A 26,007-nucleotide genomic window follows, 5' to 3' on the forward strand; every position below is an offset into this window, starting at 1 on the left:
TGCGGACGGCGTTGCTGCGAAGTGCCGGAATGGAACAGGACACGCTGCCCGATTTTCCGACCCGAAGCCTTCAGGCGCGGCTCCTGACATGGGTGCTGCACCGCTATTTCGCATGGTCTCGCGGCATGACGATGGGCGTGCGTGCGGCCTGTTTCGATGCCGATGGCCGTGTCTTCCTCGTGCGCCACAGCTACGTGCCCGGTTGGCATCTGCCCGGCGGCGGGATCGAACGCGGCGAGACCGCGCTTCAGGCGCTCGCCAAGGAGATGCGCGAGGAGGGCAATCTCGAAATCGGTGCCGCGCCGCGCCTGCTCCACGTCTATTTCAACCGGCGGACCAGCAAGCGCGACCACGTGCTGTTCTACCGCTGCGACGGCGTGACCCAGACCGCCCCGCGCCTCAAGGACCGGGAGATCGTCGAGGCAGGTTTCTTCAGCCTGGACGCACTGCCGGCCGGAACGACCGCGGCCACCCGCCGGCGGCTGGAGGAAATCGCCGGCCGGTTGCCTTTCGCGGATATCTGGTAGGTCAGGCCGCCTTCAGCTTCTCCCGGCCGTGGGGCGCGTTTAGGTCGAGAGACGGGCCGACCGGGACGATGCCCGTCGGGTTGATCATGGTGTGGGAGCGGTAATAGTGCTCCTTGATGTGGCGCATGTTGACGGTCTCGGCGACGCCCGGCACCTGGTAGAGCTCGCGCAGGTAGCCGTATAGGTTGGGGTAATCGGCGATCCGGCGGATGTTGCATTTGAAGTGGCCGACATAGACCGGATCGAAGCGCACCAGCGTCGTGAAGAGCCGCCAGTCTGCCTCGGTGATGCGGCCGCCCGTCAGGTAGCGGTTCTTTTCGAGCCGGTCCTCCAGGCTGTCGAGCGTTTCGAACAGCGTGGTGACGCTGCCCTCATAGGCCTCCTGGGTGGTAGCGAAGCCGGCCTTGTAGACGCCGTTGTTGACGGTGTCGTAGATCCGGTCGTTCAGCGCGTCGATTTCGCTGCGCAGCATTTCGGGGTAGAAATCGTCGGTCGAACCGGTCAGGTGGTCGAAGGCGGAGTTGAACATGCGGATGATCTCGGCGGATTCGTTCGAGACCATGCGGTTCTGCTTCTTGTCCCACAGGACCGGGACGGTGACGCGGCCGGAATAGTGCGGATCGGCCTTGAGATAGACCTCGTAGAGCGCAGAGGCGCCGAACAGGGGATCGAGCGTGCCGCCGTTCTCGCCCTTGAATTCCCAGCCCTTCGATAGCATCAGCGGATCGACGACGGAGACGGTGATGAGGTCTTCCAGCTTCTTCAGCGTGCGGAAGATCAGCGTGCGGTGCGCCCAGGGGCAGGCATAGGAGACATAGAGATGGTAGCGGTCGGCTTCGGCCGCAAAGCCGCCTTCGCCGCTCGGGCCCGGCGCGCCGTCCGGCGTGATCCAGTTGCGGAACTGCGAAACGGAGCGCTTGAAATGACCCTTGGTGGCCTTCGTGTCGTACCAGACGTCGTGCCAGACGCCGTCAACCAGCATGCCCATGATCTTCTCCTTCTGATCGGCCCGGCGGCCGTGAACTTGGGGTCATAGATAGCGCATGGGTCCGCACTGGATAGGCGCAATTTCGTGAACAGTGCGTTTTGCCCTTTGACGAAAGCAAATTTTCTGCTATCGGCGCAGTCCAGCACCGGCACTCAAGCCGGCGAGGAAGACGAACGCATGTTCCATACGGGAAACCCACGACGACGCTGATGCTCCTGCTGCGCCCCCTTCGGCGGCGGCGCGATAACCCGCATCCCCAAGCTTCGTATCCGGTTTCCTATCGCCATGAACATGCTCAAGCACGATCTCGTCTACCTGACGGAAGATGTCTCCCACGACGCCGCCATCGAACTCATCAATGAAGAAGCCTTCGGTCCCGGCCGGCATGTGCGCGCTGCCGCGCGCATCCGCGAGCAGGGCCCGCACGACCTGTCGCTTTCCTTCGTCTGCACGGATGACGGCGAGACGATCGCCTCGGTGCGCATGACCCCGGTTCTGGCCGGCGGCGTGAAGGGCCATCTGCTCGGTCCGCTCGCCGTGCGGCCCTCGCACAAGAACCAGGGTATCGGCCGCGAACTGCTGCGCATCGCCTGCGCTTCTGCCCGGCGTAAGGGTTCCGAAGCCGTCATCCTGGTCGGCGACCCGCCCTATTACGGCCCGCTCGGCTTCGAGAAGGTCGCGTGGAATGCGCTGTCGTTTCCGGGACCGGTCGACCCGGCACGGGTACTGGTCATGCCGTTTGCGGCGGATACGCACGAGCGGCTGAAGGGTGTGATCGCCTGGCGGGGGTGAGGGGCGCTACCCCCTCATCCGACCCTTCGGGCCACCTTCTCCCCGCGGGGGAGAAGGAAAAACGAGACGTTCGCGATCCTCCCCTTCTCCCGACGGGGAGAAGGTGCCGGCAGGCGGATGAGGGGGCTTCTCGACGCCTCAATCCTTCACTTCCATGAAGCGGATGCGGTTCTGGAACGGGTCCGTCACCGTCACTTCCAGACGCGAGCCTTCATCCTCCAGCCCGGGCTTCATGTAGCGATAGTCCTTGTCGATCAGTTCCTTCTGGAAGGCGCGGATGCCCTTCATGTAGACGACCATGTTGCCGCCGGGCGTGGCGTCGCCTGCATGTTCGGAGAGATGCAGCCTGAGGCCGCCGCGCGAGACCTGCGTGTAGAGCGGGAAGTTCTCGCCATAGCGATGCTCCCAGTCGACCGAGAAACCCAGGAAACCGAGATAGAATTCATGCGCCTTCGCAACATCGAAGATGCGCACGATCGGCACCGCCTGCTCGAAGGCGATGCCGCGCTCGGCGGGCTTTGCCTCGATCCTGGCGGACAGGATGTTCCAGGTGTCCGCGCCGAACTGGCGGGCGACGATTTCTAGCGCTTCGCTGTGGGTGATCTCGATCTTGCGGGCGGCCAGCATGTCCCGCATGGCTTTCGCCATGGCCTTGGCATCGCGAAAATCGCGCATGTCTGTTCCTCGTCTTCCGGCGAAGTCCCCGTCAGTGCCCGCATTGCCGACGCCTTCGCCCAACGATGAACGGTGGAGAAAGGTTCTGGTGGAGGCGTTCGCCATACCTTGGGGAAAGGCGCGGGTCTGCAGGCCGCCTCCGGCCGTGCGGCAAGTCTAGCCCAGGCCGGCGTGGCCCGCCAGCGCTATTCGCGCTAGCGGCCTTCGCGATACCACATGGCCGAGAAGGCGAGCAGCAACAGCCCGGCACCGGCAAAGCCGGCGAACAGCGGCAGCGAATTGATGCCCTTCAGAACGGTCTCGTCCGTCATGCGCAACGACAGGCGGCCTTCATCGACGGTGCGGACCTGCCCGGAGACCGGCAGCAGGGGCGGCAGCGAAACCGCGTCGCCCTCGGCGTCCACCAGCCGGCGCACGGTGCCCTTGGTGGCATCGGCAAGCGGCTTCAGCGTCTGCGTGGTGGAGATCGTCGCCTTGAACTCGGGCGCATCGACCGCGCCGACATGGACGAGGGCGTTGAGATCGCCGTTGGTGATCTCGTAGAGGCCGGTTTCCGTGGTCTGGACCTCGGCGCGGTAGAGGCCGGGTTCGGCCTCTGTGAGCGCGACCTGCTGCGTTGCGCCGGATGGCAGCTTGAGCGTCGCCTCGCCGGGCGCATCGCCGATGGTCTGTCGGTTGATCTGCAAGGTGCGGCCGAAGGTTCGCGCCGTCAGCGCCTCCTCCTCCAGCGCCGGCTCCTGCATCAGCCAGTGCGCGGTGCGCCGGTAGAGCGAGACATGCGGGCCGCCGCCTTCGAAGCCGCGTGCCCACAGCCAGCCCTGGTCGGAGAGCAGCATGGCGACGCGGCCCTTGCCGGCGCGGTTGAGCACGAGAAGCGGCTTGCCGTCATTGGCTTCCATCACGACGTTGCCCTCGGGGCGTTGCACGTCCACGGTGCGGAACCAGCGGCCCCAGTGCGGCGGCTCGTCGTTGGCGCCTTCCAGGCCGCGCGTCACGGGATGTTTCCTGCCCTGGTCGGACAGCCGCGGATAGAACGGCGTATCGTTCATCGCGCCGGTCGGGGCGGCGGGCAGCACGACCGAGAGCGGCGTCAATGCAATGGAATCGCTGCCGGCATGTTCGGGCCCGGCGGCAATCAGCAGGGCCCCGCCGTTTTCCACATATTGCGCGATGTTGTCATAGTAGAGGATCGGCAGCACGCCGCGGTGCTGGTAGCGGTCGAAGATGATGAGGTCGAACTCGTTGATCTTGTCCACGAACAGTTCGCGCGTCGGGAAGGCGATGAGCGAGAGTTCGTTGATCGGCGTGCCGTCCTGCTTTTCCGGCGGGCGCAGGATGGTGAAGTGCACGAGGTCGATGGCGGTGTCCGACTTCAAGAGGTTGCGCCAGGCGCGTTCGCCGGCATGCGGCTCGCCTGACACCAGGAGCACGCGCAGGTTCTCGCGAATGCCCTCGATGACGTGGACGGCGCGGTTGTTGGCCGCCGTGATCTCGCCTTCGACCGGCGCCACCTCGAATTCGAGGATGTTGTTGCCGCCGCGCGGCACGGTGAATTCGAGCGGCTGTTCGGTGCCGGGCGTGGCATTTTCGGCCGCGATCTCGTTGCCGTTGAGGCGCACGGTGACACGCGCCGTGCCGCCGGGGCCGGCACCATCATCTACCACGCGGAACTTCAGTGCCTGCTTTTCGCCGACAATGCCGAAGCGCGGGGCGCTGACCACCTCGATCCGGCGGTCGAATTCGTCGGGACGCCCTGTCACGAGCGCATGCAGCGGCGCGTCGAAGCCGGTGAAGGCGGCGGCGTCGGGAATGTCGTGCACCTGCCCGTCGGTGATCATGATCGCGCCGCCCACCCGCGAACGCGGCACATCGGCAATGGCGGCATTGAGCGCATCGAACAGGCGCGTCGAGGGCGTGTCCGAGGTGCCGTCGTCGCGGGCTTCGACGATGCGCGGCTCGATGCGCGGATAGCGGGCGAAGCGCTCCTTGAGGCCCTCCAGCGCCGCATCGGTCTGGGCGGTGCGGGTCTCGTTGTCCTGGCTCTGGCTGCGGTCGACGATGACGGGGACGATGGTGGACAGCGCCTCGCGGTCTTCCTGAAGGAAGACCGGATTGGCGAGCGCCAGGACCAGAAGCGCGAGCGCCAGCGCCCGGATGACGGAGCCGCGCAGGCCGCGCCAGAAACCGAGGGCGGCAAGCGCAAGCCCGACGAGGCCGATGGCGGCGATCGCGATCCAGGGCAGGAAGGGGGAGAACTGAAGCGTCATGTCACTGCCCCAGCCGTTCGAGGAGGGCGGGCACGTGCACCTGGTCCGCCTTGTAGTTGCCGGTCAGCATATACATCATGATGTTGACGCCGGAGCGGAAGGCGTGTTCGCGCTGCATCTCATCCGGCGGCACCGTCGGCAGCAGCGCCATGCCGTTGGTGTCGATGGCCCAGGCGCCGGCGAAATCGTTGCCGGTGATCATGATCGGCGAAACGCCGTCGCCCGCGCGCGCCGGCCGTGAGGGGTCTTCCGCGCGGTCGAGTTCCGCTTCGATCCACAGCGGGCTTCCGGCATAGCGGCCCGGGAAATTCGCCAGCAAATAGAAGGATTTGGTGAGCACATGGTCCGCAGGCACGGGTTCCAGCGGCGGAATGTCGAGATTGGCGAGGATCGCCTGCAGGCGCTCCGTATTGGGGCTCGTCGCATTGCCGTCGAGCGTCACGAACTGGTCGCGCGTGTCGAACAGCACCGTGCCGCCGTTGCGCATATAGGCGTCGATGCGGCTGATCGCGGCGTTGGACGGCATGGGCGCGGTGGCGCTGACCGGCCAGTAGATGATCGGGTAGAGCGCCAGCTCGTCCTTTTCGATGTCGATGCCGACAGGCTCGCCGGGCTCCAGCGTCGTGCGGTAGGTCAGGAACTCCGTGAGGCCGGCAAGCCCGCGTTCGGAGATGCGGTCCACCTCGCTTTCGCCGGTCACGACATAGGCGAGATGCGTGGTGTCGAGCCGTGACAGGATGGTCTTGTCGCCGGGTTTGCTATCGGCCGCATGACCTTGCTGCGGCACCGCCATCAGCGCGCCCGCGCAGAGGGCGAGCAGCACGGCGGCCGTCGCACCGCGGCGCGGCACGCGGCGGGCGGCAGCGGCAAAGGCGCCGCCCATCAGGAGCACGATGGCGCAATCGAGGATCAGCAGCAGGGCCGCGAGCGTGAAGAGATAGGGTTTCAGCGACCAGGTCTCCTTGCCGGCAAGCGGCTCGCGCAGGATACTTGCGCCTTCGGGCAGGACAAGGGGGCGGATGGCGTATTCCGGCGGGAAGAGGTTGCGCGCGACATAGCCATCCTCCGAGCCGTAGAGGCCGGGGGGATTGTCGAAGCTCGCGACGACCTTCGATCCATCACCGGCCGCGAGCGGCTTGGCCTCGCCGGTTGCGGCGGCAAGCGTACCGCTCGCCGTCATCAGTCGGTAGGGGGGAAGGCCCGCCGCCGCCTGGCCGCCTTCGGCCGAGACGCCGCCGCCGCGCGACAGCTGCACGGTGCGGCGGAGCATTTCCACGAAATCGCCCGACAGCGGCAGGTTCGACCAGCCGGTTTCCGCACTGATATGGAAAAGCACGATGCGGCCGGAGCCCAGTGGGCCCGTCGTGACCAGCGGCGTGCCGTCGGCAAGGCTCGCCCAGGTGCGTTCGGCGAGGTCGGGCGTCGGCTCGGCAAGCACCTGCCGCTTGATCAGGATGTCCTGCGGCGCGCGCATGCCGAAGAACGGGCTGTTTGCCGGATAGGCCGACAGCGGCTGCGGCTCGGACCAGGACAGCGCGCCGCCGAGCGCGCGTTCGCCCTTGCGCAGCACGACAGGCACGAGCGGATCGTCGCCCGGAGCGGCTGCAAGGCGCGGGCCTGCGAAGCGGATGAGCATGCCGCCGGCCTCGATCCAGCGCTGGACCTCGCCTTGCACGTCTTCGGGAAGGCGGCCGATATCGGCCATGATCAGGACGGACGGGTTCTGCTCGAGAATCTGGGGAATGGCGACGGAAAGGTCTGCCACATCAGGTTCGATGAGATCGGCATAGGGCGCAAGCGCCCGGTTGATGTAGTGCAGCGGCGACAGCAGCGGCTGGCTCGCATCCACCACCTCGCCGGACAGGAAGGCGACGCGCCGACGGCGGAAGCCGTCATCGAGCAGGTAGGCGCCGCCGGCATTGGCGAGGCCGTCGATGCTGATGCGGGCAAAGTCGTTGCGCAGCTCGAAGGGGGCCGTGATGGTCCCGGTCGTCGTCGTCGCGCCCGCCGCGAAGCTCGCGGTGCCGGTGGCGATGGGGCGGCTGCGCGAATCGAATGCCGTCAGCGGCAGGCTGCGCGCCGGGCCGCCATCGAGGCGGGTCAGGGTGACGGTCAGCGCATCCGCGCCGTTCACCGCCGAGGTGATGGCGACGGCGGCCGCACCGTCGCCCTCGATCAGGCGGAAATCGGCGGGCGAGAGCCCTTGCAGGGCGGCAACGGTTTCGTCCGTTTCGCTGCCGGCCATGCCGTCGCTGATGAAGGCGAGCGTGCCGGGTGCCGCGCCATCGAGCGCGGTGCGCAGCGAGGCGATGGCGGCGGTGCGGTCGGCGGGCAACGGGCGCGGTTCGGCGGCGGCAAGGCGGGTGCGCGCGGTCGCGGCATCGACCGGCACCGCATCATGCTGGCGGTCGGCGGTCAGCACCAGCGCGATCGGCACGTTGCGGCTTTCGGCATCGTCGATCAACGTGGCGGCGGTGTCCACACGGTTTTGCCAGTCGGTGGCCGAAGCCCAGGTGTTGTCGACGACGAGCGCGAGCGGGCCGCTCGATGCGAGCGTGTTGGTGCGCGGGTTGAAGACGGGGTCGGCGATGGCGAATATGACCGCGGCCGCCATCAGCATGCGCAGCAGCGTGAGCCACCAGGGGCTCTGCGCCGGCGTCTCCTCGCGCTTCAGGATCGAGGCGAGGATGGCGAAGGGCGGGAAGACCTCGGCCTGCGGCTTGGGCGGCGTGAGGCGCAGCAGCCACCAGATGACGGGCAGCAGCACGAGCGTGGTCAGCACGGCGGGAAAGGCGAACGCGAAGGCGCTCATCGGCCGCCCTCCGCCCGCATCGCCGGCATGCCGGAGAGATACATGTGCACCGCGACCAGCGCTTCGGAGGCGAGACGATCGGTCCGGTGCGGCACGAAGCTCCAGCCGAGATGGCGCAGGCTTTCGGCCAGCGTCTGACGGCGCGCGACATAGGCGCGGGCATAGTCGTCCTTCAGCGTCTCGGCACGGCCGGCGGTGATCTTCTGGCCGCTTTCGGGATCGGTGAATTCGGTGCGGCCCGTATAGGGGAAGGTCTCTTCCGCCGGGTCCGCGACCTCGATGACGTGGCCCTTGAGGCCGCGGCGGGCAAGCGGGCCGAGACGCGCCATGACGTTTTCGACCGGATCGAGGAAATCGCCGATCAGCACCACATCGCTGTTGCCGCGGATCATGCCGGTGTCCGGCAGGCCGCCGGTGGCGGGATTGTGCATGAGCGCGGTGGCAAGGCGCTCGGCGGCGTTGCGCGCGGCGATCGGCTCCATGATTCCAGGGCAGCCGATGCGTTCGCCCGAGCGCGCGAGAATTTCGGCCAGCGCCAGCATGATGACGAGCGCGCGGCTCTCCTTCGAGACCGCTCCGAAGGTCGACTTGTACATCATGGAGGGGGAAAGGTCGGCCCAGACCCAGACGGTGTGAGCGGCCTCCCATTCACGGTCGCGCACATAGGTATGGTCGTCGCGGGCCGAGCGCCGCCAGTCGATGCGCGACAGGCTCTCGCCGTCGACATAGGGGCGGAACTGCCAGAAATTCTCGCCGATGCCGCGCTTGCGGCGACCGTGCCAGCCGGCGATCACCGTGTTGGCGAGGCGCTGGGCCTCGACCATGCAATCGGGAATGAGGGCGGCACGCGCCTGCGCGCGCGAAAGCACATCGCGGGTCGGTGTTGGCTCGACGATCTGCCCGACGGAGGCCATGCGCTTTCTCCGCTCAGCCGCCCGCCTGCCGGACGAGATCGGCGATCACATCCCGAACCGACATGCCCTCGGCGCGGGCGGCGAAGGTCAGCGCCATGCGGTGCTGGAGCACGGGTTCGGCAAGCGCCAGCACGTCGTCGACCGAAGGCGCGAGGCGGCCTTCATAGAGCGCGCGGGCGCGGGCGCACAGCATCATCGCCTGGCCGGCGCGCGGGCCCGGGCCCCAGGCGACATGCTTGTCCGTCGAGGCGATGCCGTTGCCGGGGCGGGCGGAACGCACGAGCGAGAGGATCGCATCGAGCACCTTCTCGCTGACCGGCATCTGGCGGATGAGGGTCTGGATTTCCACCAGCCGCTCGGCCGAGATGGCGGCCTCGGCCCGCGTCTCGCTGACGCCGGTCGTCTCCAGCAGGATCTGCCGTTCGGCGGCAAGCTCGGGATAGTCGACATCGACCTGCAGCAGGAAGCGGTCCAGCTGCGCCTCGGGCAGGGGGTAGGTGCCTTCCTGCTCCAGCGGGTTCTGGGTCGCCAGGACGTGGAAGGGCTTCGGCAGGTCGTTGCGGGCGCCGGCCACGGTCACATGGTATTCCTGCATGGCCTGGAGCAGGGCGGACTGGGTGCGCGGCGAGGCGCGGTTGATCTCGTCGGCCATCAGGAGCTGGGTGAAGATCGGACCGGGGACGAAGCGGAAGGAGCGCTTGCCGTTCTCGTCCTGGTCCATCACTTCCGAGCCGAGGATATCCGACGGCATGAGGTCGGGCGTGAACTGGATGCGGCTGGACGCCAACCCGAGCACGGTGCCGAGCGTGACCACCAGCTTCGTCTTGGCGAGGCCCGGCACGCCGACGAGCAGCGCGTGGCCGCCGGAGAGCACGGCAAGCATGGTCTGCTCGACCACGCTTTCCTGGCCGAAGATGACCTTGGAGACTTCCTTGCGAATGACGGCGATATCCGAAAGCGCCCGTTCCGCCGCCGCGATCACCGCCTTTTCGTCCAGGCCTGCCTCGTGGGAATTCTGAACGCCCATGCTCATCTCCAGTGCCGGTAAAGGATATCCGCGAATCGTGGTCCTGCCGCGTCCGCGTCCTACATAAAGACCTTATTAGCGTAGCCGTGGCTGACAAGCGGCCACGAAATGACTATCTCGTGAGTGTATCCACCCTTTCCTCGCGGGAAGAACGGTCTCTTGTCGAGATAGGGGTGAACCGGGACGGAACAATGGCAACGGGTGAAATTCGCGAAAGCACGGATGCAGTGGGACTGGCCGCCCTGATCGCGCGCGCCGGCGCGGAGACGGGCGGACGCGGCCTGCCGCCGGTCGAACGCTGGAATCCGCCGTTCTGCGGCGATATCGACATGGAAATCCGCGCCGACGGCACGTGGTTCTATCTGGGCACGCCCATCGGCCGCGCGCCGCTGGTGCGCCTCTTTTCCACCGTCCTGCGCAAGGACGAGGACGGCCGGACCTATCTGGTGACTCCGGTCGAGAAGGTCGGCATCCGCGTCGTCGATGCGCCGTTCCTGGCGGTGGAGATGAATGCGAGCGGGAAGGGCGATGCGCAAACGCTCACCTTCCGCACCAATGTCGGCGACGTGGTCGAGGCCGGGCCGGAGCATCCGCTGCGTTTCGTGATCGCAGGCGAAAACAGCGAATTGAAGCCCTATCTGCTCGTGCGCGGCCGGCTGGAGGCGCTCGTCTCGCGCGCCGTGATGTACGATCTGGTGGCGCTCGGCGAAACCATCGCCATCGACGATGTGGATATGTTTGCCGTGCGCTCGGGCGGCAGGGTCTTTCCCGTCATGCCGGCCGCCGAGCTGGATGCGCTTTCACGATGAGTTCTGCGCCGTACAGTGCCGCGGAGTTCCGCCGCCGCGCGGGCGAGCAGATGCTCACCATCGGCGACGAGACCTGGCGCGAGCATGGCGACAGCCTGCTCAATCCCGCCGTCATTCCCCATCTGGAAGGCATGAAGCTGCGTGACGCGGCGGTGCTGATTCCCGTCGTCGACGACGGCGAGGAGGCGCGGGTGATCTTCACCCAGCGCACGGCGACCCTGCGCAAGCATTCCGGCCAGATCGCCTTTCCGGGCGGGGCCGTGGATGACGAGGACGCGGATGTGGAAGCGGCCGCCCTGCGCGAGGCGGAGGAGGAAATCAGCCTCGACCGCCGTTTCGTGGAGCCGGTCGGCCGCCTGCCGCAATACAAGGCGCTGTCGGGCTTTTCCATCACGCCGGTGCTGGCGGTGGTGCAGCCGGGTTTCGAGCTCGTTCCCAACCCGTCGGAAGTCGACAAGGTCTTCGATGTGCCGCTGTCCTTCCTGATGGATCCGCGCAATCACGAGCGGGGCAGCGGCGTCTGGCTCGGCAGCGAACGCCATTATTATCGCATGCCCTATGAGGGGCATAACATCTGGGGCATCACCGCCGGCATCGTGCGGGTGATCTATGAAAGGCTTTATGCATGAGTTCGGTTGCGGGCGAGGCGTGGTTTTCCGATCCGGCGCTCGTGCGGGTGCTGTCGCTGCTGAACAGCGACGGAGGCGAGGCGCGCGTGGCGGGCGGTGCGGTGCGCAACAGCCTGATGGGCGTGGCGGTCGCCGATATCGACATCGCCACCACCCTGCCGCCGCAGGATGTCGTGGAGCGGGCCAAGGCAGCGGATATCAAGGCGGTGCCGACGGGCATCGAGCACGGCACGGTCACGCTCGTCATCGGCGGCAAGCCCTTCGAGGTAACGACCCTGCGCCGTGACGTGGCGACAGACGGACGCCATGCCGAAGTCATGTTCGGCACCGACTGGCAGACCGATGCCGAGCGGCGCGACCTGACCATCAACGCGCTTTACGCGACGCAGGACGGCACGGTGATCGACCTCGTGAACGGCCTGCCGGATATCGTAAGCCGCACCGTGCGCTTCATCGGCGACGCAGCAAAGCGCATCGCCGAGGATCATCTGCGCATCCTGCGCTTCTTCCGCTTCTTCGCGCTCTACGGCAGCGGCCGGCCGGATGCCGAGGGGCTGAAGGCCTGCGCGCGGGCAAAGGACAAGCTCGGGCGGCTGTCGGCCGAGCGGGTCTGGTCCGAGACGAAGAAACTTCTAGCTGCGCCCGATCCGGGCCGTGCGCTGCTGTGGATGCGGCAGGCCGGCGTGCTGAGCGAGATCCTGCCCGAGACGGAGAAATGGGGCATCGACGCCATCCCCGGGCTGGTCGAGGCCGAAAAGGCGTTCGGCTGGCAGCCGGATGCACTGCTCAGGCTGGCGGCCATCGTGCCGCCGGATCGCGAACGGCTAAAGGCTCTTGCCGAGCGGCTGCGTCTCTCCAAGGCGGAGGCCGCGGTTCTCGACGGTTGGGCGGCCGCGCCAGAGATCGCGCCGAAATTGGCGGAAACCGCCTTCGACCGGCTGCTCTACCGCAATGGCCCGAAGGGACTTTCGATGCGGTTGAGGCTTGCGCTTGCCTCGGCCCGCGCGCGCGGGCTTGGCGATGCGGATGCACTTGCCTTCGCCGGACTTTGCCAGCGGCTGTTGGCGCGGGCTGACAAATGGCAAAAGCCCGCTTTCCCGCTCACGGGGGCGGACGTGCTTGCCACCGGTGTGCCGGCCGGACCGGACGTCGGTACGATGCTCGCGCGCATCGAAGATGAATGGGTGGGTGGGAATTTCCATGATGACCGGGCAAGGCTTCTTGCCCGGCTGAAGGCGCTCGCCGGGGAGGGCTGACCCTCCCGTCATTCCGCTTCCGCCGTCAGGCGGCGTCGGCGGTGTTTTCGTCCACGATGCGCTGCTTGATGTTTTCCACCATGTTTTCGCGGATCGTGGTTTCGCCATGGGCTGTGCGCATGTGCTCGACGGCGCGGCGCACGACTTCGGCGTCGTCGCTGGCGCGTGTGTGCCATTCGCATCCCGGGACAAGTGAACCGCATTCAAAAAGTCTCATGACTATCTCCTGTCGTTTCAACGGGGGCAGTTTAGCAGACAAGGCCCCGAGGACCAAATCCGCAGAGCTGGGCAGGGTTCCGCCCGAGGCTTCGAAATCAGCCGTTGTGGCCGGCCTTCGCCCAGGCGTCGAAGCAGGCCGAGGTCTCCGGCTTGGCCGGTTTGGCGGCCTTGCCGGACAGATGGTGGACGCCGCCACCGGAAAGGCGCATCCGGGCTTCCGCGACGAAATAGTCGTGCGGGAGATCCACGCCGCTTTCGGCGCGCATGGTTTCGGCGAACTGATTGATAAAGTCGACGGACTGCGGGCCGTGGCCCGGCTGCAATCCGGTCTTTGCGGCATTGCTCATGACTGTCTCCTCCACGAGTACGTCAATGGAGGTAGTGTACCATGCAAAAGGATCAAGTGCCGATCACAACACCGCTAGCGGTGAAGATCGTGTACAGGCAAACGGTGAAACGTCAGGGCCAGCGCACCACGGGCGGGAGCGACGACAGGATGGAATCCACGTTGCCACCGGTCTTCAGGCCGAAGAGCGTGCCGCGGTCATAGAGCAGGTTGAACTCGACATAACGGCCGCGGCGCACGAGCTGTTCGTCGCGGTCCTCTTCCGTCCAGCCCTTGTTGAAATTGGAGCGCACGATACGGGGATAGACCATGGCAAAGGCGCGGCCGACATCCTGCGTGAAGGCGAAATCCGCGTCCCAGCCGCCGAGCTCTTCCGGCGAATGCAGCCAGTCAAAGAAAATGCCGCCGGTGCCGCGCGGCTCGTTGCGGTGCTTCAGGAAGAAGTATTCGTCGCACCATTCCTTGAACTTCGCATGATCGGCGACCGCATGGCGGTTGCAGGTGATCTCCATCGCCTTGTGGAACAGCGCGGTATCAGGATCGCTCATCACCCGGCGACGGTCGAGCACCGGGGTCAGGTCCGCGCCGCCGCCGAACCAGCGGCTGGTGGTGACGACCATGCGCGTGTTCATGTGAACGGCGGGGACGTTGGGGTTGACCGGATGGGCGATCAGCGAAATGCCCGAGGCCCAGAAGCGTGGATCTTCGGCCGCGCCCGGAATCTGCTCGCGGAATTCGGGGGAGAATTCGCCGTAGACGGTGGATGTGTGGACGCCGACCTTCTCGAAGACGCGGCCTTCCATCATTGACATGCGGCCGCCGCCGCCTTCGCCACCCTCGCGAAGCCAGTCCTTGCCGACGAAACGGCCGGGCTGCATGTCGGAGAGGGGGCCTTCCAGGTCGTCCTCGATGGCTTCGAAGCTCGCGCAGATCGCGTCGCGCAGATGCTCGAACCACGCACGGGCAGCGGCCTTCTTATCCTCGATGTCGTCGGGCAGGCCTTTCGGCAGGGCTGGTCGTTCCATGATGTTTCCCGCTGACGGCCGCGCCGCCGAATCGCATTTCGGTCACACTCCTTAACTTTGCACCATTTGGCAACAAAGCGGGGCATTTCCGCTGGGGACGGCGGGACTCGCAAAACGGGCGCAGCCGGCCTATATTGAGCGTATAGAATGTGCTGCCAGGAGGAAACCTGCATGGCGCGTGTTCCAGGACCGCCGCCCCTCGACGGGCTCCGCCGCCATATCGAGCGCAGCAGGCTCGCGAAAGGCGCGAGCGGAGGGCATTTCGTGCGCGAGACCTTCTGCATGGAGCGCCAGGACGCCCGGGAAAAGGCCCGGGAGTGGTTCGACCAATGGCCGAAGGCCGCCTACTGGACAGAGGTGGAAAGCTGGCGGGCGCTGGACGGCGACCGTATCGAGTTCACCATGCGCCGGCTGCCGAGCGCCGATTGAGGCGCTGCTGCAGGGCGTGATGGAGCGCCGTACGTGCAAGCTTGATTGACGGCGGACCGCGGCCCCCCTATTTTACCGCTATCGTCATCAACAGAAAGGCGCCGTTGCGGTTCTCAAGCACGGCTCATAGTCCTTGTTCGAACTCGCGATTGCTGTCTTCCTTATCCTCTTCAACGGGGTTTTTGCCCTTTCCGAACTTTCCATCGTTTCCGCCCGCAAGCCCCGCCTGAAAACCATGGCGGCGCAGGGTGTGCGCGGCGCGGCGACAGCGCTGCGACTGGCCGAAGACCCCGGCAAGTTCCTCTCCACCGTCCAGATCGGCATCACGCTCATCGGCATTCTCGCCGGTGCGTTTTCGGGTGCCGCGCTCGGTGGCCGCCTGCGCGATATCCTCGCCGCCGAAGGCGTGCCGGACTGGCTGGCCGACCCACTCGGCTTCGGTATCGTCATCTTCATCATCACCTATCTGTCCGTCGTCGTCGGCGAGCTGGTGCCCAAGCAGATCGCGTTGCGCAATCCCGAGCGCTTCGCCTCGATGGTGGCGCCCTCCATGTCGCTTCTGTCGAAGATCGGCGCGCCGGCCGTCTGGGCGCTCGATGCCTCGACACGGCTGATCTTCCGCCTCATGGGGCAGCACGCGGCGTCGGAAACGGTCGTGACGGATGAGGAAATCAGGACCATCGTGGCCGAGGCGGAAGCCGCCGGCGTCATCGAAGGCGGCGAGAAGCTGATGATCGCCGGTGTCATGCGCTTTTCGGACCGCGAGGCGCGTGGCCTCATGACGCCGCGCAACGATGTCGACTGGGTCGACCTCGGCGACACCATCGAGGAAATCCACCAGCAGCTCGTCGAAAGCCAGCATTCGCGCCTGCCGGTCGCCGATGGCGGACCGGAAACCATCGTGGGCGTTGTGCAGAAGCGCGAGTTGCTTTCCGCCCTGCTGAGCGGCCAGTCCCTCGACATCCGCTCCTTCGTGCGCCCCGCGCCGATCGTGCCGGATACGATGGATGCGATGCGCGTTCTGGAAACGCTGCGCAATTCGGAAGTGCCGATCCTGCTCATCCACGACGAGTACGGCCACTTCGAGGGCGTCATCACGCCCGCCGACGTTCTGGAAGCGATCGCCGGCGTGTTCCGCTCCGATATCGAGGAGGGGGACGACGAGTACGCGGTCCAGCGCGACGACGGTTCGTGGCTCATTTCCGGCGCCATGCCGATCGACGAGATGGCCGACCGGCTCGGCCTGTCGCTTCCGGCCCGCCGCAGTTACCAGACGGCCGCCGGCCTGGTCATCGAATCGCTGCAGAAGCTGCCGAAGACAGGTGAGGTCACCGAAACCCAGGGCTGGCGCTTCGAGGTGGTCGACATGGACGGCCGCCGCGTCGACAAGCTGCTGGTCACCCGCCTGGACTGACCTCGGCTAGACGGCATCGGGCTCGAGCAGTCTCGGGCCCGGGCCTTCCGCGCCAAGCGTATCCATCGGGTTGCGCAGCGGGCACTCCTGCATGGACAGACATCCGCAGCCGATGCAGCCGTCGAGCTGGTCGCGCAGCCGCGTCAGCCGCTCGATGCGCTCGTCCAGCGTGCGGCGCCAGGTCCTGGAGAGCGCGCTCCAGTCCTTCACGGTCAATGGCCGGTCGTGCGGCAGCACGGCCAACGCTTCAGCGATTTCGGCAAGCGGTATGCCGGTGCGTTGCGCCACCTTGATCACCGCGACGCGCCGCAGGATGCTGCGTGGGTAGCGCCGTTGGTTGCCGCGGTTGCGCTCGCTGCGGATCAGCCCCTTCTCCTCATAGAAATGCAGGGTGGAAACCGCCACCCCGCTGCGTTCGGCGACCTCGCCGACGCTGAGTTCCCGGGACATCACGCCGTTGGGACATTTTTCCGTCATGGTGTTGACCTCAAGTTTGGTTGAGGTTTTATACCACGCGCTCCCAGTTTTCAAACGGAGCCCAAAACACATGACGACACGACTGACCATCGCCCTCATCTATGGCAGCGGCCGCGAGGGGCGTTTCGCTGATACGGTCGCGGGGTGGCTGGAACCGGAGCTCGCCGGCTTTTCGCACTATGATATCGTGCGTATCGACGCCGCCGAGCTGGCCTTCACGCCCGGCGGTCTTGACGAGGCGTCGGCGGCGCTGGTGGAAAGCCGCATTTCGCAGGCGGACGCCTTCCTCATCGTCACGCCCGAATACAACCACGCCTATCCGGCGGCGCTGAAGGCGATCATCGACAGCTGCTTCCGCCCCTGGCATGCCAAGCCTGTTGCCTTCGTATCCTATGGCGGCATCTCGGGCGGTTTGCGCGCTGTCGAGCAGTTGCGGCTGGTCTTCGCGGAGCTGCATGCGGTGACCATCCGCGAAACGGTCAGCCTCGCCCATGCATGGACGCAGTTCGACCCCGCCGGCAATCCGTTCCGCCCCGGCATATTGAACGGCCAGCTCGCCATGCTGATGTCACGCCTTGCCTGGTGGGCGCATGCCTTGAAGACGGCGCGGATCGCAACGCGCTACGACGAGGTGGCGGCATGAGACCGGCCAAAGCCGCGCAGATCGCGCATTCGCCGCAGGACTATCGCCGGAACACGACGATGCTTCTGGTCAGCACGCTCACCATCATGTCGGGCGCGACGATTTCCGCCTCTTTGCCGGGCATCGCTGCGCGTTTCGCCGATGTCGATAACGTGGCGCTGCTCAGCCGGCTGGTGCTGACGCTGCCGGCGGCGTTCATCGCGCTCTTTTCGCCAGCCGCCGGTTTTCTGGTCGATCGTTTCGGCCGCAAGCCGCTCCTGCTCGCGTCGCTTCTCCTCTTCGCGCTGGCCGGGGCGTCTGGTCTCTTTGCCGACACTCTGCCCGGACTGCTGGCGGGGCGTGCCATGCTCGGTATCGCGGTCGGCGGCATCATGACGGTGATGACGGCGCTTGTCGGCGATTTCTTCCAGGGAGCCGCACGTGATCGCTATATGGGTTTGCAGCAGGCCTTCGTGGGGATCGGCGGGACGATCTTCCTGACAGGCGGGGGCTTGCTGGCGGAGGTTCACTGGCGGGGGCCGTTCCTCATCTACACGGTGGCGATCCTGCTTCTGCCGGCAGCCGTCGCCTTCCTGCCGGAGCCGCGTCGCATGCCGGCGAAGGGGCCGGTCGAAGGCGCGGGGCGGCTTGGCGGGCGCGAGGTGGCGTTGCTCGCGCTGCTGTTTGGAGCGGCGATCATCAACATGATCGCGTTCTACATGATCCCGACGCAGCTGCCGTTCTATCTGGCGTATCTCGGTTTTGCGGCGCCGAGCCTTGCAGGGACGGCGATCGGCGCCGGCCAGCTTGTCGGGGTGGTCTGTGCGCTTGCCTTCGCGCCCGTCCGGCGCGGGCTCGGCATCATGGGCGTGTTCGGCCTCGGCTTCGTTTCCGCCGGGCTCGCCTTCCTTCTGCTGTCGAATGCCGAAAGCTATGCGGGCGTGCTGGTCGCCATGGCCGTCTCCGGCGTTTGCATGGGCACGATCATGCCGAATTTCGCGGCCGCCGCGATGGTTCTGGCGCCGCCTGCACTGCGCGGCCGCATCTCCGGCCTGCTGGTCGCGAGCATCTTCGCGGGCCAGTTCCTGTCGCCTGTGGTTTCGCAACCGCTCATTTCCGCCTCGGGTTTCGAGGGTGCATATGCTGTTGTCGGAACCATTGTTTTGGTCGTCGGCATCGCGGCCTTCGCGGCCCGGCTTCTGCTTCGGAGACAGGATGATAGGAGTGCGCGGGCACGCGGCGAGCATGCCTAGCGATCTGTCGGAACGCGCTTCAGGCGAAACCGGTCTGGCGCAGCGCCTCACCGCAGATCATCGCGGCGGAGAGGGCGACGTTGATGGAGCGCTGGCCCTCGACCATCGGGATGAGAACGCGCCCGTCGGCGATGTCGTGCACATGGTCCGGCACGCCGGCGCTTTCGCGGCCGAAAAGCAGGATGTCGTCGGGGCGGTAGGCGAAGTCGGTGTAGAGGCCTGCGGCCTTGGTGGAGGCGAGGATCAGGCGGCGGCCGGTCTCATTGCGCCAGTCCTCGAACCTGTCCCAGCTGACATGGCGCGTCAGCGTCACCGCGGCGAGATAGTCCATGCCGGCGCGCTTCAGGCTGCGGTCGGAAATGTCGAAGCCGGCCGGCTCGATGATGTCGACGGAAAGACCCATGCAGGCGGCGAAACGCAGCATCGTGCCGGTGTTGCCGGCGATGTCGGGCTGGTAGAGGGCGATGCGCAGTGCAGACATGCGCGCTTCGCTACAGCAATTCACGATCCGATGCGATGCCGTTCTGCAAGCCGCGCGGCGAAATGGTGGGAGACACAGCGCCTGGGGAGGCGGGGCCGATGGATGTGGCGGCAGGGCAACAGGATTGGCCGCAGATGGGAAATCGCGCCGAAGCGTCTGGAAAATTGCATCGTTTCGGGTTAACCACGGCACATCTGAAACGCGAGAAAGGGAGGAACATGATGATTAATGCCCATCGGCTGCGCCTCCCGGCTGGAATCACGCCTCTTCTCGCTTAGGCATTTCGCCGCCCCCATTTCCTTCGTGCCTGCATATCAATTCGCCGTGTGACGCTTTCGTCGCCCCGCGGCACACCAAGCGGAATCCCGCTCCCGACTGCGCCCCTTTGCGCCGTCCGTGCCGGTTCCGTCCCATATTACGGAGAAAGCCATGTTCGGCTGGTTCGAAAGACGTTTGAATCCCTACCCCTCGGCGGCGCCCTCGCTGCCGCCCAAGGGGATCATCCCCTTCGTCTGGCATTATACGCGCCCGGCGGCCCCCTGGCTTGCGGTGCTGGGCTTCTGCTCCATGGCGCTCGGCATCGCCGAAGTGCTGCTGTTCCAGTTCCTCGGCAACATCGTTGACTGGCTCTCGGCCGGTGACCCCGGCACGTTCCTCGCCCGCGAGGGCGGCACGCTGATCTGGATGGCCGTGCTTCTGCTCGTGCTCATTCCGCTTTTCGGCGCGCTGCACACGATGACCATGCACCAGGCGCTTGCGGGCAATTTCCCGATGATCGCCCGCTGGCAGATGCATCGTTATCTCATCCGCCAGAGCATGACCTTCTTCTCCAACGAGTTCGCCGGCCGCGTCTCGACGAAGGTGATGCAGACCTCGCTTGCCGTGCGCGAAACGGTGATGAAGATCATCGACGTCTTCATCTATGTGGTGAGCTATTTCGTCTCGATGATCGCCATCATCGCGTCGGCGGACCTGCGTCTCGTGGTGCCGCTGCTCGTGTGGTTCGTCGTCTATATCTGCATCCTGCGCTACTTCGTGCCGAAGCTCATGCGGGTTTCGCGCGAGCAGGCGGATGCGCGCTCCATGATGACGGGCCGGATCGTCGACAGCTACACGAACATCGCGACCGTGAAGCTGTTCTCGCATGCGGGCCGCGAGGAAACCTATGCCCGCGAAGGCATGGACGAGTTCCTGCAGACGGTGCACAAGCAGATGCGCTTCATCACGGCCTTCAATATCGCCATCGACGTCAACAACGTCATCGCGATGTTCTTCACCACGGCCATTGGCATCTATTTCTGGATGTCGGGCGACGTGACGGTCGGTGCCGTCGCGGTGGCGGCCGGCCTTGCCATGCGCATCAACGGCATGTCGCAGTGGGTGATGTGGGAAGTGACCGCGTTGTTCGAGAATATCGGCACGGTCTATGACGGCATGGGCATGATGACCAAGCCGCACGACATCAAGGATGCGCCCCAGGCGCCGGCGCTGCCGGCGGCGAAGGGCGCCATCACCTTCGATCACGTCCGCTTCCACTACGGCAAGAACAAGGGCGCGATCGAGGACCTGTCGCTCGACATCGCAGCCGGTGAGAAGGTCGGCCTTGTCGGCCGGTCCGGTGCCGGCAAGACGACGCTGATGAATGTGCTCCTGCGCTTCTATGACCTGGAGGCTGGCCGGATCACGATCGACGGCAAGGACATCGCCACGGTCACGCAGGACAGCCTGCGCTCGCAGATCGGCGTGGTGACGCAGGACACGTCCCTGCTGCACCGCTCCATCCGCGACAACATCGCCTATGGCAAGCCGGATGCGACCGATGCCGAGATCATCGAGGCGGCCAAGCGGGCCAATGCCTGGGACTTCATCGAAAGCCTGAGCGACCACCAGGGCCGCAGCGGCCTCGATGCCCAGGTCGGCGAGCGCGGCGTAAAACTCTCCGGCGGCCAGCGTCAGCGTATCGCCATCGCCCGCGTCTTCCTGAAGGACGCGCCGATCCTGGTGCTGGACGAGGCGACCTCGGCGCTCGATTCGGAAGTCGAGGCGGCGATCCAGGAAAACCTCTTCGCCCTCATGCAGGGCAAGACGGTGATCGCGATCGCCCACCGCCTGTCCACGCTGACGGAGATGGACCGCCTCGTCGTGCTCGACAAGGGCCGCATCAGCGAGATGGGCACACATGCCGAACTGGTCGCCCGGGGCGGCATCTACGCCGACCTCTGGACCCGCCAATCCGGCGGCTTCATCGCCGATGATGCAGCCGAGACCGAGGCGGCGGCGCAGTAAAAACAGGTGCCCCCGGTTGCTGCCCGGGGGCACTCGTCATGTGCCGGATCGTTTGGACGTCAGTTCCAGCCCGAGCGCTTGCATGACGGTGAGCATGGATTTGAGCGTCGGATTGCCATCACTGGCGAGTGAACGGTAAAGCGCTTCACGGGCAAGGCCGGTTTCTTCCGCCACTTTGCTCATGCCTCTTGCACGCGCCACAACGCCAAGCGCATGCGCGATATAACCCGCATCCCGGGTTTCGAAGGCGTCTTTCATGAAGACATCCGCGGCCTCATCGGATGTGAGTGCTTCCGCAGGATCGTAGTTGCGTAGTGTTTCGTTCATTTCAGTCGTCCAATTTGGCAGCTAACGTCTTTGCGGCCGCTATGTCTCGTTTCTGGCTGCCCTTGTCGCCACCGCAGAGCAGCACGATGATCTCGTTACCCCTGCGGGTGAAGTAAATACGATATCCGGGGCCATGATGGATGCGGATTTCGCTGATGCCGTCCCCCAGGGATTTGACATCGCCAGGCAATCCATAGGCGATACGGGTCAGTCGCGCCGCGATCAGCACACGTGCTTTGCGATCGCCTGCTCCCAGTTCCGGAAAGTCTCGGTCTGTTTGATCTGCAGCGCCATGGCGTGTAACTTTAACATTACAGTTTCGGAAAAATCAAGATTCGCGCACGATGCCTCGACGGTAGCCCGTTTTTCCTTTCCGAACTTTAATTTGCCGCCCGGCCAAAACGGCCTATATCGGGGGCATGATCTTGCGGCCGCTTTTCTCCTTCTTCGAGACCTGGATAAAGCCATTCGAGCGGCGCGATGACCTGCGGCCGCCGGCGGGGCTGTTTGCCTTCGTGTGGTTCTACGTGCGGCAGGCCAAGGCGCCGTTTGCGGCGCTGCTGGTGCTGGGCGGCATCACGGCGGGGATCGAGGCGGCGACCTTCTGGTTCGTCGGACGCCTCGTCGACATGCTGGCGACGGTCAGGCCGGGCGAGGGGTGGGGCGGCCTGCTTGCCGCCCATGGAACCGAACTGCTGCTGATGCTCGGCCTCATCGGGATCGTGCGCTTCGTCGTGGCGTTTCTCACAGCGCTGGTGGACCAGCAGGTCATCACGCCGGGCTTCTACAATCTCGTGCGCTGGCAATCCTATGTGCATGTCGCGCGCCAGTCGCTGTCGTTCTTCCAGAACGACTTCTCCGGCCGCATCGTCACCAAGGTCTGGTCGGCGGGGCAGGCGACGGGCGACGTCATCACCTCCTTCATGGAAAGCATCTGGTTCGTGTCGATCTACACGGTCTCGACGCTCGTGCTGCTCGGCCAGCTCGACTGGCGGCTGGCGGCCGTGCTGTTGGCCTGGCTTGCCATCTTCGCCGTGCTGGCGCGCCATTTCGTGCCGCGCATCCGCGAGCATGCCCGCCAGTCGGCCGAGGCCGGGTCGATGATCAGCGGCCGCATGGTCGATGCCTATTCCAATATCCAGACGCTCAAGCTCTTCGGCCGCGACGATGCGAACGACCGCTACATGCGCGATGGCTTCGATATCTTCCAGGCGACGATCCTGACATTCACGCGGCTGCTGACGTCGCTGCGCGCGTCGCTTGCCTTCCTCTCGGGCCTGATGATAGCCGGCATGGCGGTGCTGTGCATTCACCTCTGGCTGACCGCCGTCATCAGCTCGGGCGCCGTCGCCTTCACCATGGCGCTGGTGCTGCGCCTGAACTTCCTGCTCAACCGCCTGATGACGCAGCTCAACAGCATCATGCGCAATGTCGGCACGATCCAGAATTCCGCAGACCTGATCTCCCAGCCCATCGGCCTCGTCGACAGGCCGGATGCGACGGCGCTCAAGGTCGTGAGCCCCGATATCCGTTTCGAGAACGTACGCTTCCATTATGGGCGCCAGTCCGGCGTCATCGACGACCTGACGCTGTCCATCCGGCCGGGCGAGAAGGTCGGCATCGTCGGGCGCTCGGGGGCGGGCAAGTCGACGCTCGTCAACCTTCTTCTGCGGTTCTACGACCTGGAGGGCGGCCGCATCCTGGTCGGCGGACAGGATATTGCCGCCGTCACCCAGGAAAGCCTGCGCGCCAGCATCGGCATGGTCAGCCAGGATACGGCGCTGCTGCACCGCTCGCTGCGCGACAACATCCTCTTCGGCAACCCGGATGCCAGCGAAGAGCAGATGATCGAGGCCGCCAGGAAGGCGGAGGCGCACGATTTCATCCTCCAGCTGGAGGACCAGCGCGGGCGCCGGGGCTATGACGCTCATGTCGGCGAGCGCGGCGTGAAGCTGTCGGGCGGCCAGCGCCAGCGCATCGCGATTGCGCGCGTCATGCTGAAGGATGCGCCCATCCTCGTGCTGGACGAGGCGACCTCGGCGCTCGATTCTGAGGTCGAGGCGGCCATCCAGTCCAATCTCGAGCGGCTGATGCGCGGCAAGACCGTGCTGGCCATCGCCCACCGTCTCTCGACCATCGCTGCCCTCGACCGCCTGATCGTGATGGATCGCGGCCGGATCGTGGAGGAGGGCACGCATACCGCGCTCGTCGCGCGCGGCGGGCTTTATGCGGACCTCTGGTCACGCCAGTCGGGCGGTTTTCTCGGGCAGGCGGAAGCGGCGCAATAGGACCGCCGCACGGTCGTAAACAGGCACGCCTTTGTGCCTTGAAAGGGCTGCGCTTTCCGGTGCCGTCCTGATCGATGTCAAGCCCTTACGGTTTTCCCGCGACAATGTGCCCACCTCCCCTTGCCAAGGCTGGACATAATTTGCGATCAAGCATAGAACGCGCCGGATTGACGGGGAATCTATGGCCGTATTGTGTCCGGATATTGCCGGTTCCCAGGGGGCGTTGCGGTTTTCCGCAGACTTTGCGTGAGAGGATGGTTTAGCCGTGAGCGAACACGAGACAACAAGCGAATCCCATGGCGAGCCCACTCGCCGCGATTTTCTTTACCTGACCACCGGTATGGCGGGCGTCGTGGGCGGCGTCGCCGTCGCTTGGCCGTTCATCGACCAGATGCGTCCGGACGCGTCCACGCTGGCGCTCGCTTCCATCGAGGTCGACGTCTCCAGCCTGACGCCGGGCATGTCCCTGACTGCCAAGTGGCGCGGCAAGCCGGTCTTCATCCGCAACCGTACGGACCAGGAAGTCGAGGAAGCCAAGGCCGTCGCGCTCGCTGACCTGAAGGACCCGGTCGCGCGCAACGCAAACATCGCGCCCGACGCCCAGGCGACGGATATCGACCGCTCCGCCGGCGAAGGCAAGGAGAACTGGATCGTCATGATCGGTTCGTGCACGCATCTCGGCTGTGTTCCGCTCGGCCAGGCCGGCGATTTCGGCGGCTGGTTCTGTCCCTGCCATGGTTCTCACTACGATACGGCCGGCCGTATCCGTAAGGGTCCCGCCCCTGAGAACCTGGCTGTGCCGACCTTCTCGTTCGTATCCGACACAGTCATCAAGATCGGTTGAGGGGACACCTGATAATGAGTGCTGAACATTCCACCTACCAGCCGACGACTGGCATCGAAAAATGGGTCGATTCGCGCCTGCCTCTGCCGCGCATGATCCATGACAGCTTCGTTTCCTACCCGGTACCGCGCAACCTGAACTATGCCTACACCTTCGGCGCCATGCTGTCGGTGATGCTGATCGTGCAGATCGCCACCGGCATCGTGCTGGCCATGCACTACGCCGCCGAAACCACCGTCGCGTTCAACTCGGTCGAAAAGATCATGCGCGACGTGAACCACGGCTGGCTCTTGCGCTACATGCACGCCAACGGCGCGTCCTTCTTCTTCATCGCGGTCTACCTGCACATTGCCCGCGGCCTCTACTACGGCTCCTACAAGGCGCCGCGCGAAATCCTCTGGATCCTCGGCGTCGTCATCTACCTCCTGATGATGGCAACGGGCTTCATGGGCTACGTTCTGCCCTGGGGTCAGATGTCCTTCTGGGGCGCGACCGTCATCACCGGCTTCTTCTCGGCCTTCCCCTGGGTCGGCGAGTGGATCCAGCAGTTCCTGCTCGGTGGCTTCGCCGTCGACAACCCGACGCTGAACCGCTTCTTCGCGCTGCACTACCTGCTGCCCTTCATGATCGCGGGCGTCGTTGTCCTGCACATCTGGGCGCTGCACGTCACCGGCCAGACGAATCCGACCGGCGTCGAGGTGAAGTCCAAGACGGACACGGTTCCCTTCACGCCCTATGCGACGCTGAAGGACGCCCTTGGCGTATCGGTCTTCCTGATCGTCTTCGCCTGGTTCATCTTCTACATGCCGAACTATCTCGGCCACCCGGACAACTACATCCCGGCTGACCCGCTGAAGACCCCGGCCCACATCGTTCCGGAATGGTACTACCTGCCGTTCTACGCGATGCTGCGCGCCATCACCTTCAACATCGGCCCGATCGACTCCAAGCTCGGTGGCGTCCTGGTGATGTTCGGCTCGATCATCATCCTGTTCTTCCTGCCGTGGCTCGACACCTCCAAGGTTCGTTCCGCCGTCTACCGTCCGTGGTACAAGCTGTTCTTCTGGATCTTCGTGGCCAATGCCATCATGCTCGGCTGGCTGGGCGCCATGCCTGCCGAAGGCATCTACGTCATCCTCTCGCAGCTCGGCACGGTCTATTACTTTGGCTTCTTCATCATCCTCATGCCGTTGCTCGGCCTGATCGAGACCCCGAAGCGCATTCCGAATTCGATCACGGAAGCGGTTCTGGAAAAGAAGAACGCCAAGGCGGCCAAGGCCTGAGACGGGCGACGAAAGGA

Annotated in this window: 26 protein-coding genes; 13 read left to right on the forward strand and 13 right to left on the reverse strand. The window is 65.4% G+C overall.

Features of this window, described 5'->3' with window-relative positions; all coding sequences use genetic code 11:
• Nucleotides 1–29 precede the first annotated feature (29 nt).
• The gene (locus tag B5M41_RS06390) at nucleotides 30–527 is read left to right on the forward strand and encodes an NUDIX domain-containing protein (RefSeq protein WP_134646988.1); all 498 of its coding nucleotides are present in this window, start codon (nucleotides 30–32) and stop codon (nucleotides 525–527) included.
• A gap of 1 nt (nucleotide 528) precedes the next feature.
• Here B5M41_RS06390 and B5M41_RS06395 read toward each other — a convergent pair whose 3' ends face one another.
• Nucleotides 529–1,515 carry a glutathione S-transferase family protein gene (locus tag B5M41_RS06395; RefSeq protein ID WP_134646990.1) on the reverse strand — a complete coding sequence of 329 codons (987 nt, stop codon included), beginning with the start codon at nucleotides 1,513–1,515 and terminating at the stop codon, nucleotides 529–531.
• A 291-nt stretch (nucleotides 1,516–1,806) separates the two neighbouring features.
• Between B5M41_RS06395 and B5M41_RS06400 the strand changes: the two genes are divergently transcribed.
• The gene (locus B5M41_RS06400; RefSeq protein ID WP_134647248.1) at nucleotides 1,807–2,307 is read left to right on the forward strand and encodes a GNAT family N-acetyltransferase; all 501 of its coding nucleotides are present in this window, start codon (nucleotides 1,807–1,809) and stop codon (nucleotides 2,305–2,307) included.
• 138 nt (nucleotides 2,308–2,445) lie between these two features.
• Here the strand turns inward: B5M41_RS06400 and B5M41_RS06405 are convergent, their stop codons facing one another.
• The 5 genes from B5M41_RS06405 to B5M41_RS06425 all read right to left on the reverse strand — a co-directional run bounded on the left by B5M41_RS06405 (nucleotide 2,446) and on the right by B5M41_RS06425 (nucleotide 10,002).
• Nucleotides 2,446–2,982: a glyoxalase superfamily protein gene (locus tag B5M41_RS06405; protein ID WP_134646992.1), complete on the reverse strand. Its 537-nt coding sequence runs from the start codon at nucleotides 2,980–2,982 to the stop codon at nucleotides 2,446–2,448.
• 194 nt (nucleotides 2,983–3,176) lie between these two features.
• Nucleotides 3,177–5,249 carry a hypothetical protein gene (locus B5M41_RS06410; protein ID WP_134646994.1) on the reverse strand — a complete coding sequence of 691 codons (2,073 nt, stop codon included), beginning with the start codon at nucleotides 5,247–5,249 and terminating at the stop codon, nucleotides 3,177–3,179.
• A gap of 1 nt (nucleotide 5,250) precedes the next feature.
• Nucleotides 5,251–8,061: a DUF4159 domain-containing protein gene (locus B5M41_RS06415; RefSeq protein ID WP_134646996.1), complete on the reverse strand. Its 2,811-nt coding sequence runs from the start codon at nucleotides 8,059–8,061 to the stop codon at nucleotides 5,251–5,253.
• Nucleotides 8,058–8,975 carry a DUF58 domain-containing protein gene (locus B5M41_RS06420; RefSeq protein WP_134646998.1) on the reverse strand — a complete coding sequence of 306 codons (918 nt, stop codon included), beginning with the start codon at nucleotides 8,973–8,975 and terminating at the stop codon, nucleotides 8,058–8,060. The genes B5M41_RS06415 and B5M41_RS06420 overlap by 4 nt, the downstream gene beginning before the upstream one ends.
• Before the next feature lie 13 nt (nucleotides 8,976–8,988).
• On the reverse strand, nucleotides 8,989–10,002 hold the full coding sequence (locus B5M41_RS06425; RefSeq protein WP_134647000.1) for an AAA family ATPase: 1,014 nt from the start codon (nucleotides 10,000–10,002) through the stop codon (nucleotides 8,989–8,991).
• A 191-nt stretch (nucleotides 10,003–10,193) separates the two neighbouring features.
• Here B5M41_RS06425 and B5M41_RS06430 point away from each other — a divergent pair, with 191 nt between their 5' ends.
• The 3 genes from B5M41_RS06430 to B5M41_RS06440 are packed head-to-tail and all read left to right on the forward strand — an operon-like array spanning nucleotide 10,194 to nucleotide 12,696.
• Nucleotides 10,194–10,811 (forward strand): DUF1285 domain-containing protein, encoded by a 618-nt coding sequence (locus tag B5M41_RS06430; RefSeq protein ID WP_134647002.1) that lies wholly within the window; start codon nucleotides 10,194–10,196, stop codon nucleotides 10,809–10,811.
• Nucleotides 10,808–11,440 carry a CoA pyrophosphatase gene (locus B5M41_RS06435; RefSeq protein WP_134647004.1) on the forward strand — a complete coding sequence of 211 codons (633 nt, stop codon included), beginning with the start codon at nucleotides 10,808–10,810 and terminating at the stop codon, nucleotides 11,438–11,440. The genes B5M41_RS06430 and B5M41_RS06435 overlap by 4 nt, the downstream gene beginning before the upstream one ends.
• On the forward strand, nucleotides 11,437–12,696 hold the full coding sequence (locus B5M41_RS06440) for a CCA tRNA nucleotidyltransferase (protein ID WP_134647006.1): 1,260 nt from the start codon (nucleotides 11,437–11,439) through the stop codon (nucleotides 12,694–12,696). Before B5M41_RS06435 ends, B5M41_RS06440 begins: the two co-directional genes overlap by 4 nt.
• Nucleotides 12,697–12,721: 25 nt before the next feature.
• Here the strand turns inward: B5M41_RS06440 and B5M41_RS06445 are convergent, their stop codons facing one another.
• The 3 genes from B5M41_RS06445 to hemF all read right to left on the reverse strand — a co-directional run bounded on the left by B5M41_RS06445 (nucleotide 12,722) and on the right by hemF (nucleotide 14,286).
• Entirely contained in the window at nucleotides 12,722–12,913 is a 192-nt protein-coding gene (locus B5M41_RS06445; protein ID WP_134647008.1) for a DUF1059 domain-containing protein, read from the reverse strand.
• Between the two features lie 97 nt (nucleotides 12,914–13,010).
• Complete coding sequence (locus tag B5M41_RS06450) at nucleotides 13,011–13,262, reverse strand: hypothetical protein (RefSeq protein ID WP_134647010.1); 252 nt, start codon at nucleotides 13,260–13,262, stop codon at nucleotides 13,011–13,013.
• 112 nt (nucleotides 13,263–13,374) lie between these two features.
• On the reverse strand, nucleotides 13,375–14,286 hold the full coding sequence (gene hemF, locus B5M41_RS06455) for an oxygen-dependent coproporphyrinogen oxidase (protein WP_134647012.1): 912 nt from the start codon (nucleotides 14,284–14,286) through the stop codon (nucleotides 13,375–13,377).
• Nucleotides 14,287–14,457: 171 nt separating this feature from the next.
• Here hemF and B5M41_RS06460 point away from each other — a divergent pair, with 171 nt between their 5' ends.
• Both B5M41_RS06460 and B5M41_RS06465 read left to right on the forward strand, forming a co-directional pair.
• Nucleotides 14,458–14,715 (forward strand): hypothetical protein, encoded by a 258-nt coding sequence (locus B5M41_RS06460; protein ID WP_134647014.1) that lies wholly within the window; start codon nucleotides 14,458–14,460, stop codon nucleotides 14,713–14,715.
• A 133-nt stretch (nucleotides 14,716–14,848) separates the two neighbouring features.
• Complete coding sequence (locus tag B5M41_RS06465) at nucleotides 14,849–16,129, forward strand: hemolysin family protein (RefSeq protein ID WP_134647016.1); 1,281 nt, start codon at nucleotides 14,849–14,851, stop codon at nucleotides 16,127–16,129.
• A 6-nt stretch (nucleotides 16,130–16,135) separates the two neighbouring features.
• Here the strand turns inward: B5M41_RS06465 and soxR are convergent, their stop codons facing one another.
• Nucleotides 16,136–16,606 (reverse strand): redox-sensitive transcriptional activator SoxR, encoded by a 471-nt coding sequence (soxR, locus tag B5M41_RS06470; protein ID WP_134647017.1) that lies wholly within the window; start codon nucleotides 16,604–16,606, stop codon nucleotides 16,136–16,138.
• A 70-nt stretch (nucleotides 16,607–16,676) separates the two neighbouring features.
• Between soxR and B5M41_RS06475 the strand changes: the two genes are divergently transcribed.
• Together B5M41_RS06475 and B5M41_RS06480 are read left to right on the forward strand one after the other, a co-directional pair.
• Nucleotides 16,677–17,249: an NADPH-dependent FMN reductase gene (locus B5M41_RS06475; RefSeq protein ID WP_134647019.1), complete on the forward strand. Its 573-nt coding sequence runs from the start codon at nucleotides 16,677–16,679 to the stop codon at nucleotides 17,247–17,249.
• Entirely contained in the window at nucleotides 17,246–18,481 is a 1,236-nt protein-coding gene (locus B5M41_RS06480) for an MFS transporter (protein WP_134647021.1), read from the forward strand. Before B5M41_RS06475 ends, B5M41_RS06480 begins: the two co-directional genes overlap by 4 nt.
• Nucleotides 18,482–18,500: 19 nt before the next feature.
• On the opposite strand, the gene B5M41_RS06485 is transcribed toward B5M41_RS06480, so the two are convergent.
• Nucleotides 18,501–18,962: a tRNA (cytidine(34)-2'-O)-methyltransferase gene (locus B5M41_RS06485; RefSeq protein WP_134647023.1), complete on the reverse strand. Its 462-nt coding sequence runs from the start codon at nucleotides 18,960–18,962 to the stop codon at nucleotides 18,501–18,503.
• A 429-nt stretch (nucleotides 18,963–19,391) separates the two neighbouring features.
• Between B5M41_RS06485 and B5M41_RS06490 the strand changes: the two genes are divergently transcribed.
• Nucleotides 19,392–21,248 carry an ABC transporter ATP-binding protein gene (locus B5M41_RS06490; protein ID WP_134647025.1) on the forward strand — a complete coding sequence of 619 codons (1,857 nt, stop codon included), beginning with the start codon at nucleotides 19,392–19,394 and terminating at the stop codon, nucleotides 21,246–21,248.
• Between the two features lie 36 nt (nucleotides 21,249–21,284).
• Here B5M41_RS06490 and B5M41_RS06495 read toward each other — a convergent pair whose 3' ends face one another.
• Both B5M41_RS06495 and B5M41_RS06500 read right to left on the reverse strand, forming a co-directional pair.
• A complete protein-coding gene (locus B5M41_RS06495) occupies nucleotides 21,285–21,575 on the reverse strand; it encodes an addiction module antidote protein (protein ID WP_134647027.1) in 291 nt (96 codons plus the stop codon).
• A 1-nt stretch (nucleotide 21,576) separates the two neighbouring features.
• Complete coding sequence (locus B5M41_RS06500; RefSeq protein ID WP_329959079.1) at nucleotides 21,577–21,804, reverse strand: type II toxin-antitoxin system RelE/ParE family toxin; 228 nt, start codon at nucleotides 21,802–21,804, stop codon at nucleotides 21,577–21,579.
• 190 nt (nucleotides 21,805–21,994) lie between these two features.
• Here B5M41_RS06500 and B5M41_RS06505 point away from each other — a divergent pair, with 190 nt between their 5' ends.
• From B5M41_RS06505 to B5M41_RS06515, 3 genes are all read left to right on the forward strand, one after another.
• Nucleotides 21,995–23,863 carry an ABC transporter ATP-binding protein gene (locus tag B5M41_RS06505; RefSeq protein ID WP_134647029.1) on the forward strand — a complete coding sequence of 623 codons (1,869 nt, stop codon included), beginning with the start codon at nucleotides 21,995–21,997 and terminating at the stop codon, nucleotides 23,861–23,863.
• Between the two features lie 265 nt (nucleotides 23,864–24,128).
• Nucleotides 24,129–24,707 carry a ubiquinol-cytochrome c reductase iron-sulfur subunit gene (gene petA, locus B5M41_RS06510; RefSeq protein ID WP_134647031.1) on the forward strand — a complete coding sequence of 193 codons (579 nt, stop codon included), beginning with the start codon at nucleotides 24,129–24,131 and terminating at the stop codon, nucleotides 24,705–24,707.
• A 14-nt stretch (nucleotides 24,708–24,721) separates the two neighbouring features.
• Nucleotides 24,722–25,990 carry a cytochrome b gene (locus tag B5M41_RS06515; protein WP_134647033.1) on the forward strand — a complete coding sequence of 423 codons (1,269 nt, stop codon included), beginning with the start codon at nucleotides 24,722–24,724 and terminating at the stop codon, nucleotides 25,988–25,990.
• Nucleotides 25,991–26,007 lie beyond the last annotated feature (17 nt).

The sequence above is a fragment of the Shinella sumterensis genome, assembly GCF_004514425.2.
Taxonomy (GTDB): domain Bacteria; phylum Pseudomonadota; class Alphaproteobacteria; order Rhizobiales; family Rhizobiaceae; genus Shinella; species Shinella sumterensis.

What these genes read in the sequence shown, in the direction of transcription:
- B5M41_RS06390 (WP_134646988.1), top strand. Translation starts at nt 30, where the DNA reads ATGGAACAGGACACGCTGCCCGATTTTCCGACCCGAAGCCTTCAGGCG.
- B5M41_RS06395 (WP_134646990.1), bottom strand. Translation starts at nt 1,515, where the DNA reads ATGGGCATGCTGGTTGACGGCGTCTGGCACGACGTCTGGTACGACACG.
- B5M41_RS06400 (WP_134647248.1), top strand. Translation starts at nt 1,807, where the DNA reads ATGCTCAAGCACGATCTCGTCTACCTGACGGAAGATGTCTCCCACGAC.
- B5M41_RS06405 (WP_134646992.1), bottom strand. Translation starts at nt 2,982, where the DNA reads ATGCGCGATTTTCGCGATGCCAAGGCCATGGCGAAAGCCATGCGGGAC.
- B5M41_RS06410 (WP_134646994.1), bottom strand. Translation starts at nt 5,249, where the DNA reads ATGACGCTTCAGTTCTCCCCCTTCCTGCCCTGGATCGCGATCGCCGCC.
- B5M41_RS06415 (WP_134646996.1), bottom strand. Translation starts at nt 8,061, where the DNA reads ATGAGCGCCTTCGCGTTCGCCTTTCCCGCCGTGCTGACCACGCTCGTG.
- B5M41_RS06420 (WP_134646998.1), bottom strand. Translation starts at nt 8,975, where the DNA reads ATGGCCTCCGTCGGGCAGATCGTCGAGCCAACACCGACCCGCGATGTG.
- B5M41_RS06425 (WP_134647000.1), bottom strand. Translation starts at nt 10,002, where the DNA reads ATGGGCGTTCAGAATTCCCACGAGGCAGGCCTGGACGAAAAGGCGGTG.
- B5M41_RS06430 (WP_134647002.1), top strand. Translation starts at nt 10,194, where the DNA reads ATGGCAACGGGTGAAATTCGCGAAAGCACGGATGCAGTGGGACTGGCC.
- B5M41_RS06435 (WP_134647004.1), top strand. Translation starts at nt 10,808, where the DNA reads ATGAGTTCTGCGCCGTACAGTGCCGCGGAGTTCCGCCGCCGCGCGGGC.
- B5M41_RS06440 (WP_134647006.1), top strand. Translation starts at nt 11,437, where the DNA reads ATGAGTTCGGTTGCGGGCGAGGCGTGGTTTTCCGATCCGGCGCTCGTG.
- B5M41_RS06445 (WP_134647008.1), bottom strand. Translation starts at nt 12,913, where the DNA reads ATGAGACTTTTTGAATGCGGTTCACTTGTCCCGGGATGCGAATGGCAC.
- B5M41_RS06450 (WP_134647010.1), bottom strand. Translation starts at nt 13,262, where the DNA reads ATGAGCAATGCCGCAAAGACCGGATTGCAGCCGGGCCACGGCCCGCAG.
- hemF (WP_134647012.1), bottom strand. Translation starts at nt 14,286, where the DNA reads ATGGAACGACCAGCCCTGCCGAAAGGCCTGCCCGACGACATCGAGGAT.
- B5M41_RS06460 (WP_134647014.1), top strand. Translation starts at nt 14,458, where the DNA reads ATGGCGCGTGTTCCAGGACCGCCGCCCCTCGACGGGCTCCGCCGCCAT.
- soxR (WP_134647017.1), bottom strand. Translation starts at nt 16,606, where the DNA reads ATGACGGAAAAATGTCCCAACGGCGTGATGTCCCGGGAACTCAGCGTC.
- B5M41_RS06475 (WP_134647019.1), top strand. Translation starts at nt 16,677, where the DNA reads ATGACGACACGACTGACCATCGCCCTCATCTATGGCAGCGGCCGCGAG.
- B5M41_RS06480 (WP_134647021.1), top strand. Translation starts at nt 17,246, where the DNA reads ATGAGACCGGCCAAAGCCGCGCAGATCGCGCATTCGCCGCAGGACTAT.
- B5M41_RS06485 (WP_134647023.1), bottom strand. Translation starts at nt 18,962, where the DNA reads ATGTCTGCACTGCGCATCGCCCTCTACCAGCCCGACATCGCCGGCAAC.
- B5M41_RS06490 (WP_134647025.1), top strand. Translation starts at nt 19,392, where the DNA reads ATGTTCGGCTGGTTCGAAAGACGTTTGAATCCCTACCCCTCGGCGGCG.
- B5M41_RS06495 (WP_134647027.1), bottom strand. Translation starts at nt 21,575, where the DNA reads ATGAACGAAACACTACGCAACTACGATCCTGCGGAAGCACTCACATCC.
- B5M41_RS06505 (WP_134647029.1), top strand. Translation starts at nt 21,995, where the DNA reads ATGATCTTGCGGCCGCTTTTCTCCTTCTTCGAGACCTGGATAAAGCCA.
- B5M41_RS06515 (WP_134647033.1), top strand. Translation starts at nt 24,722, where the DNA reads ATGAGTGCTGAACATTCCACCTACCAGCCGACGACTGGCATCGAAAAA.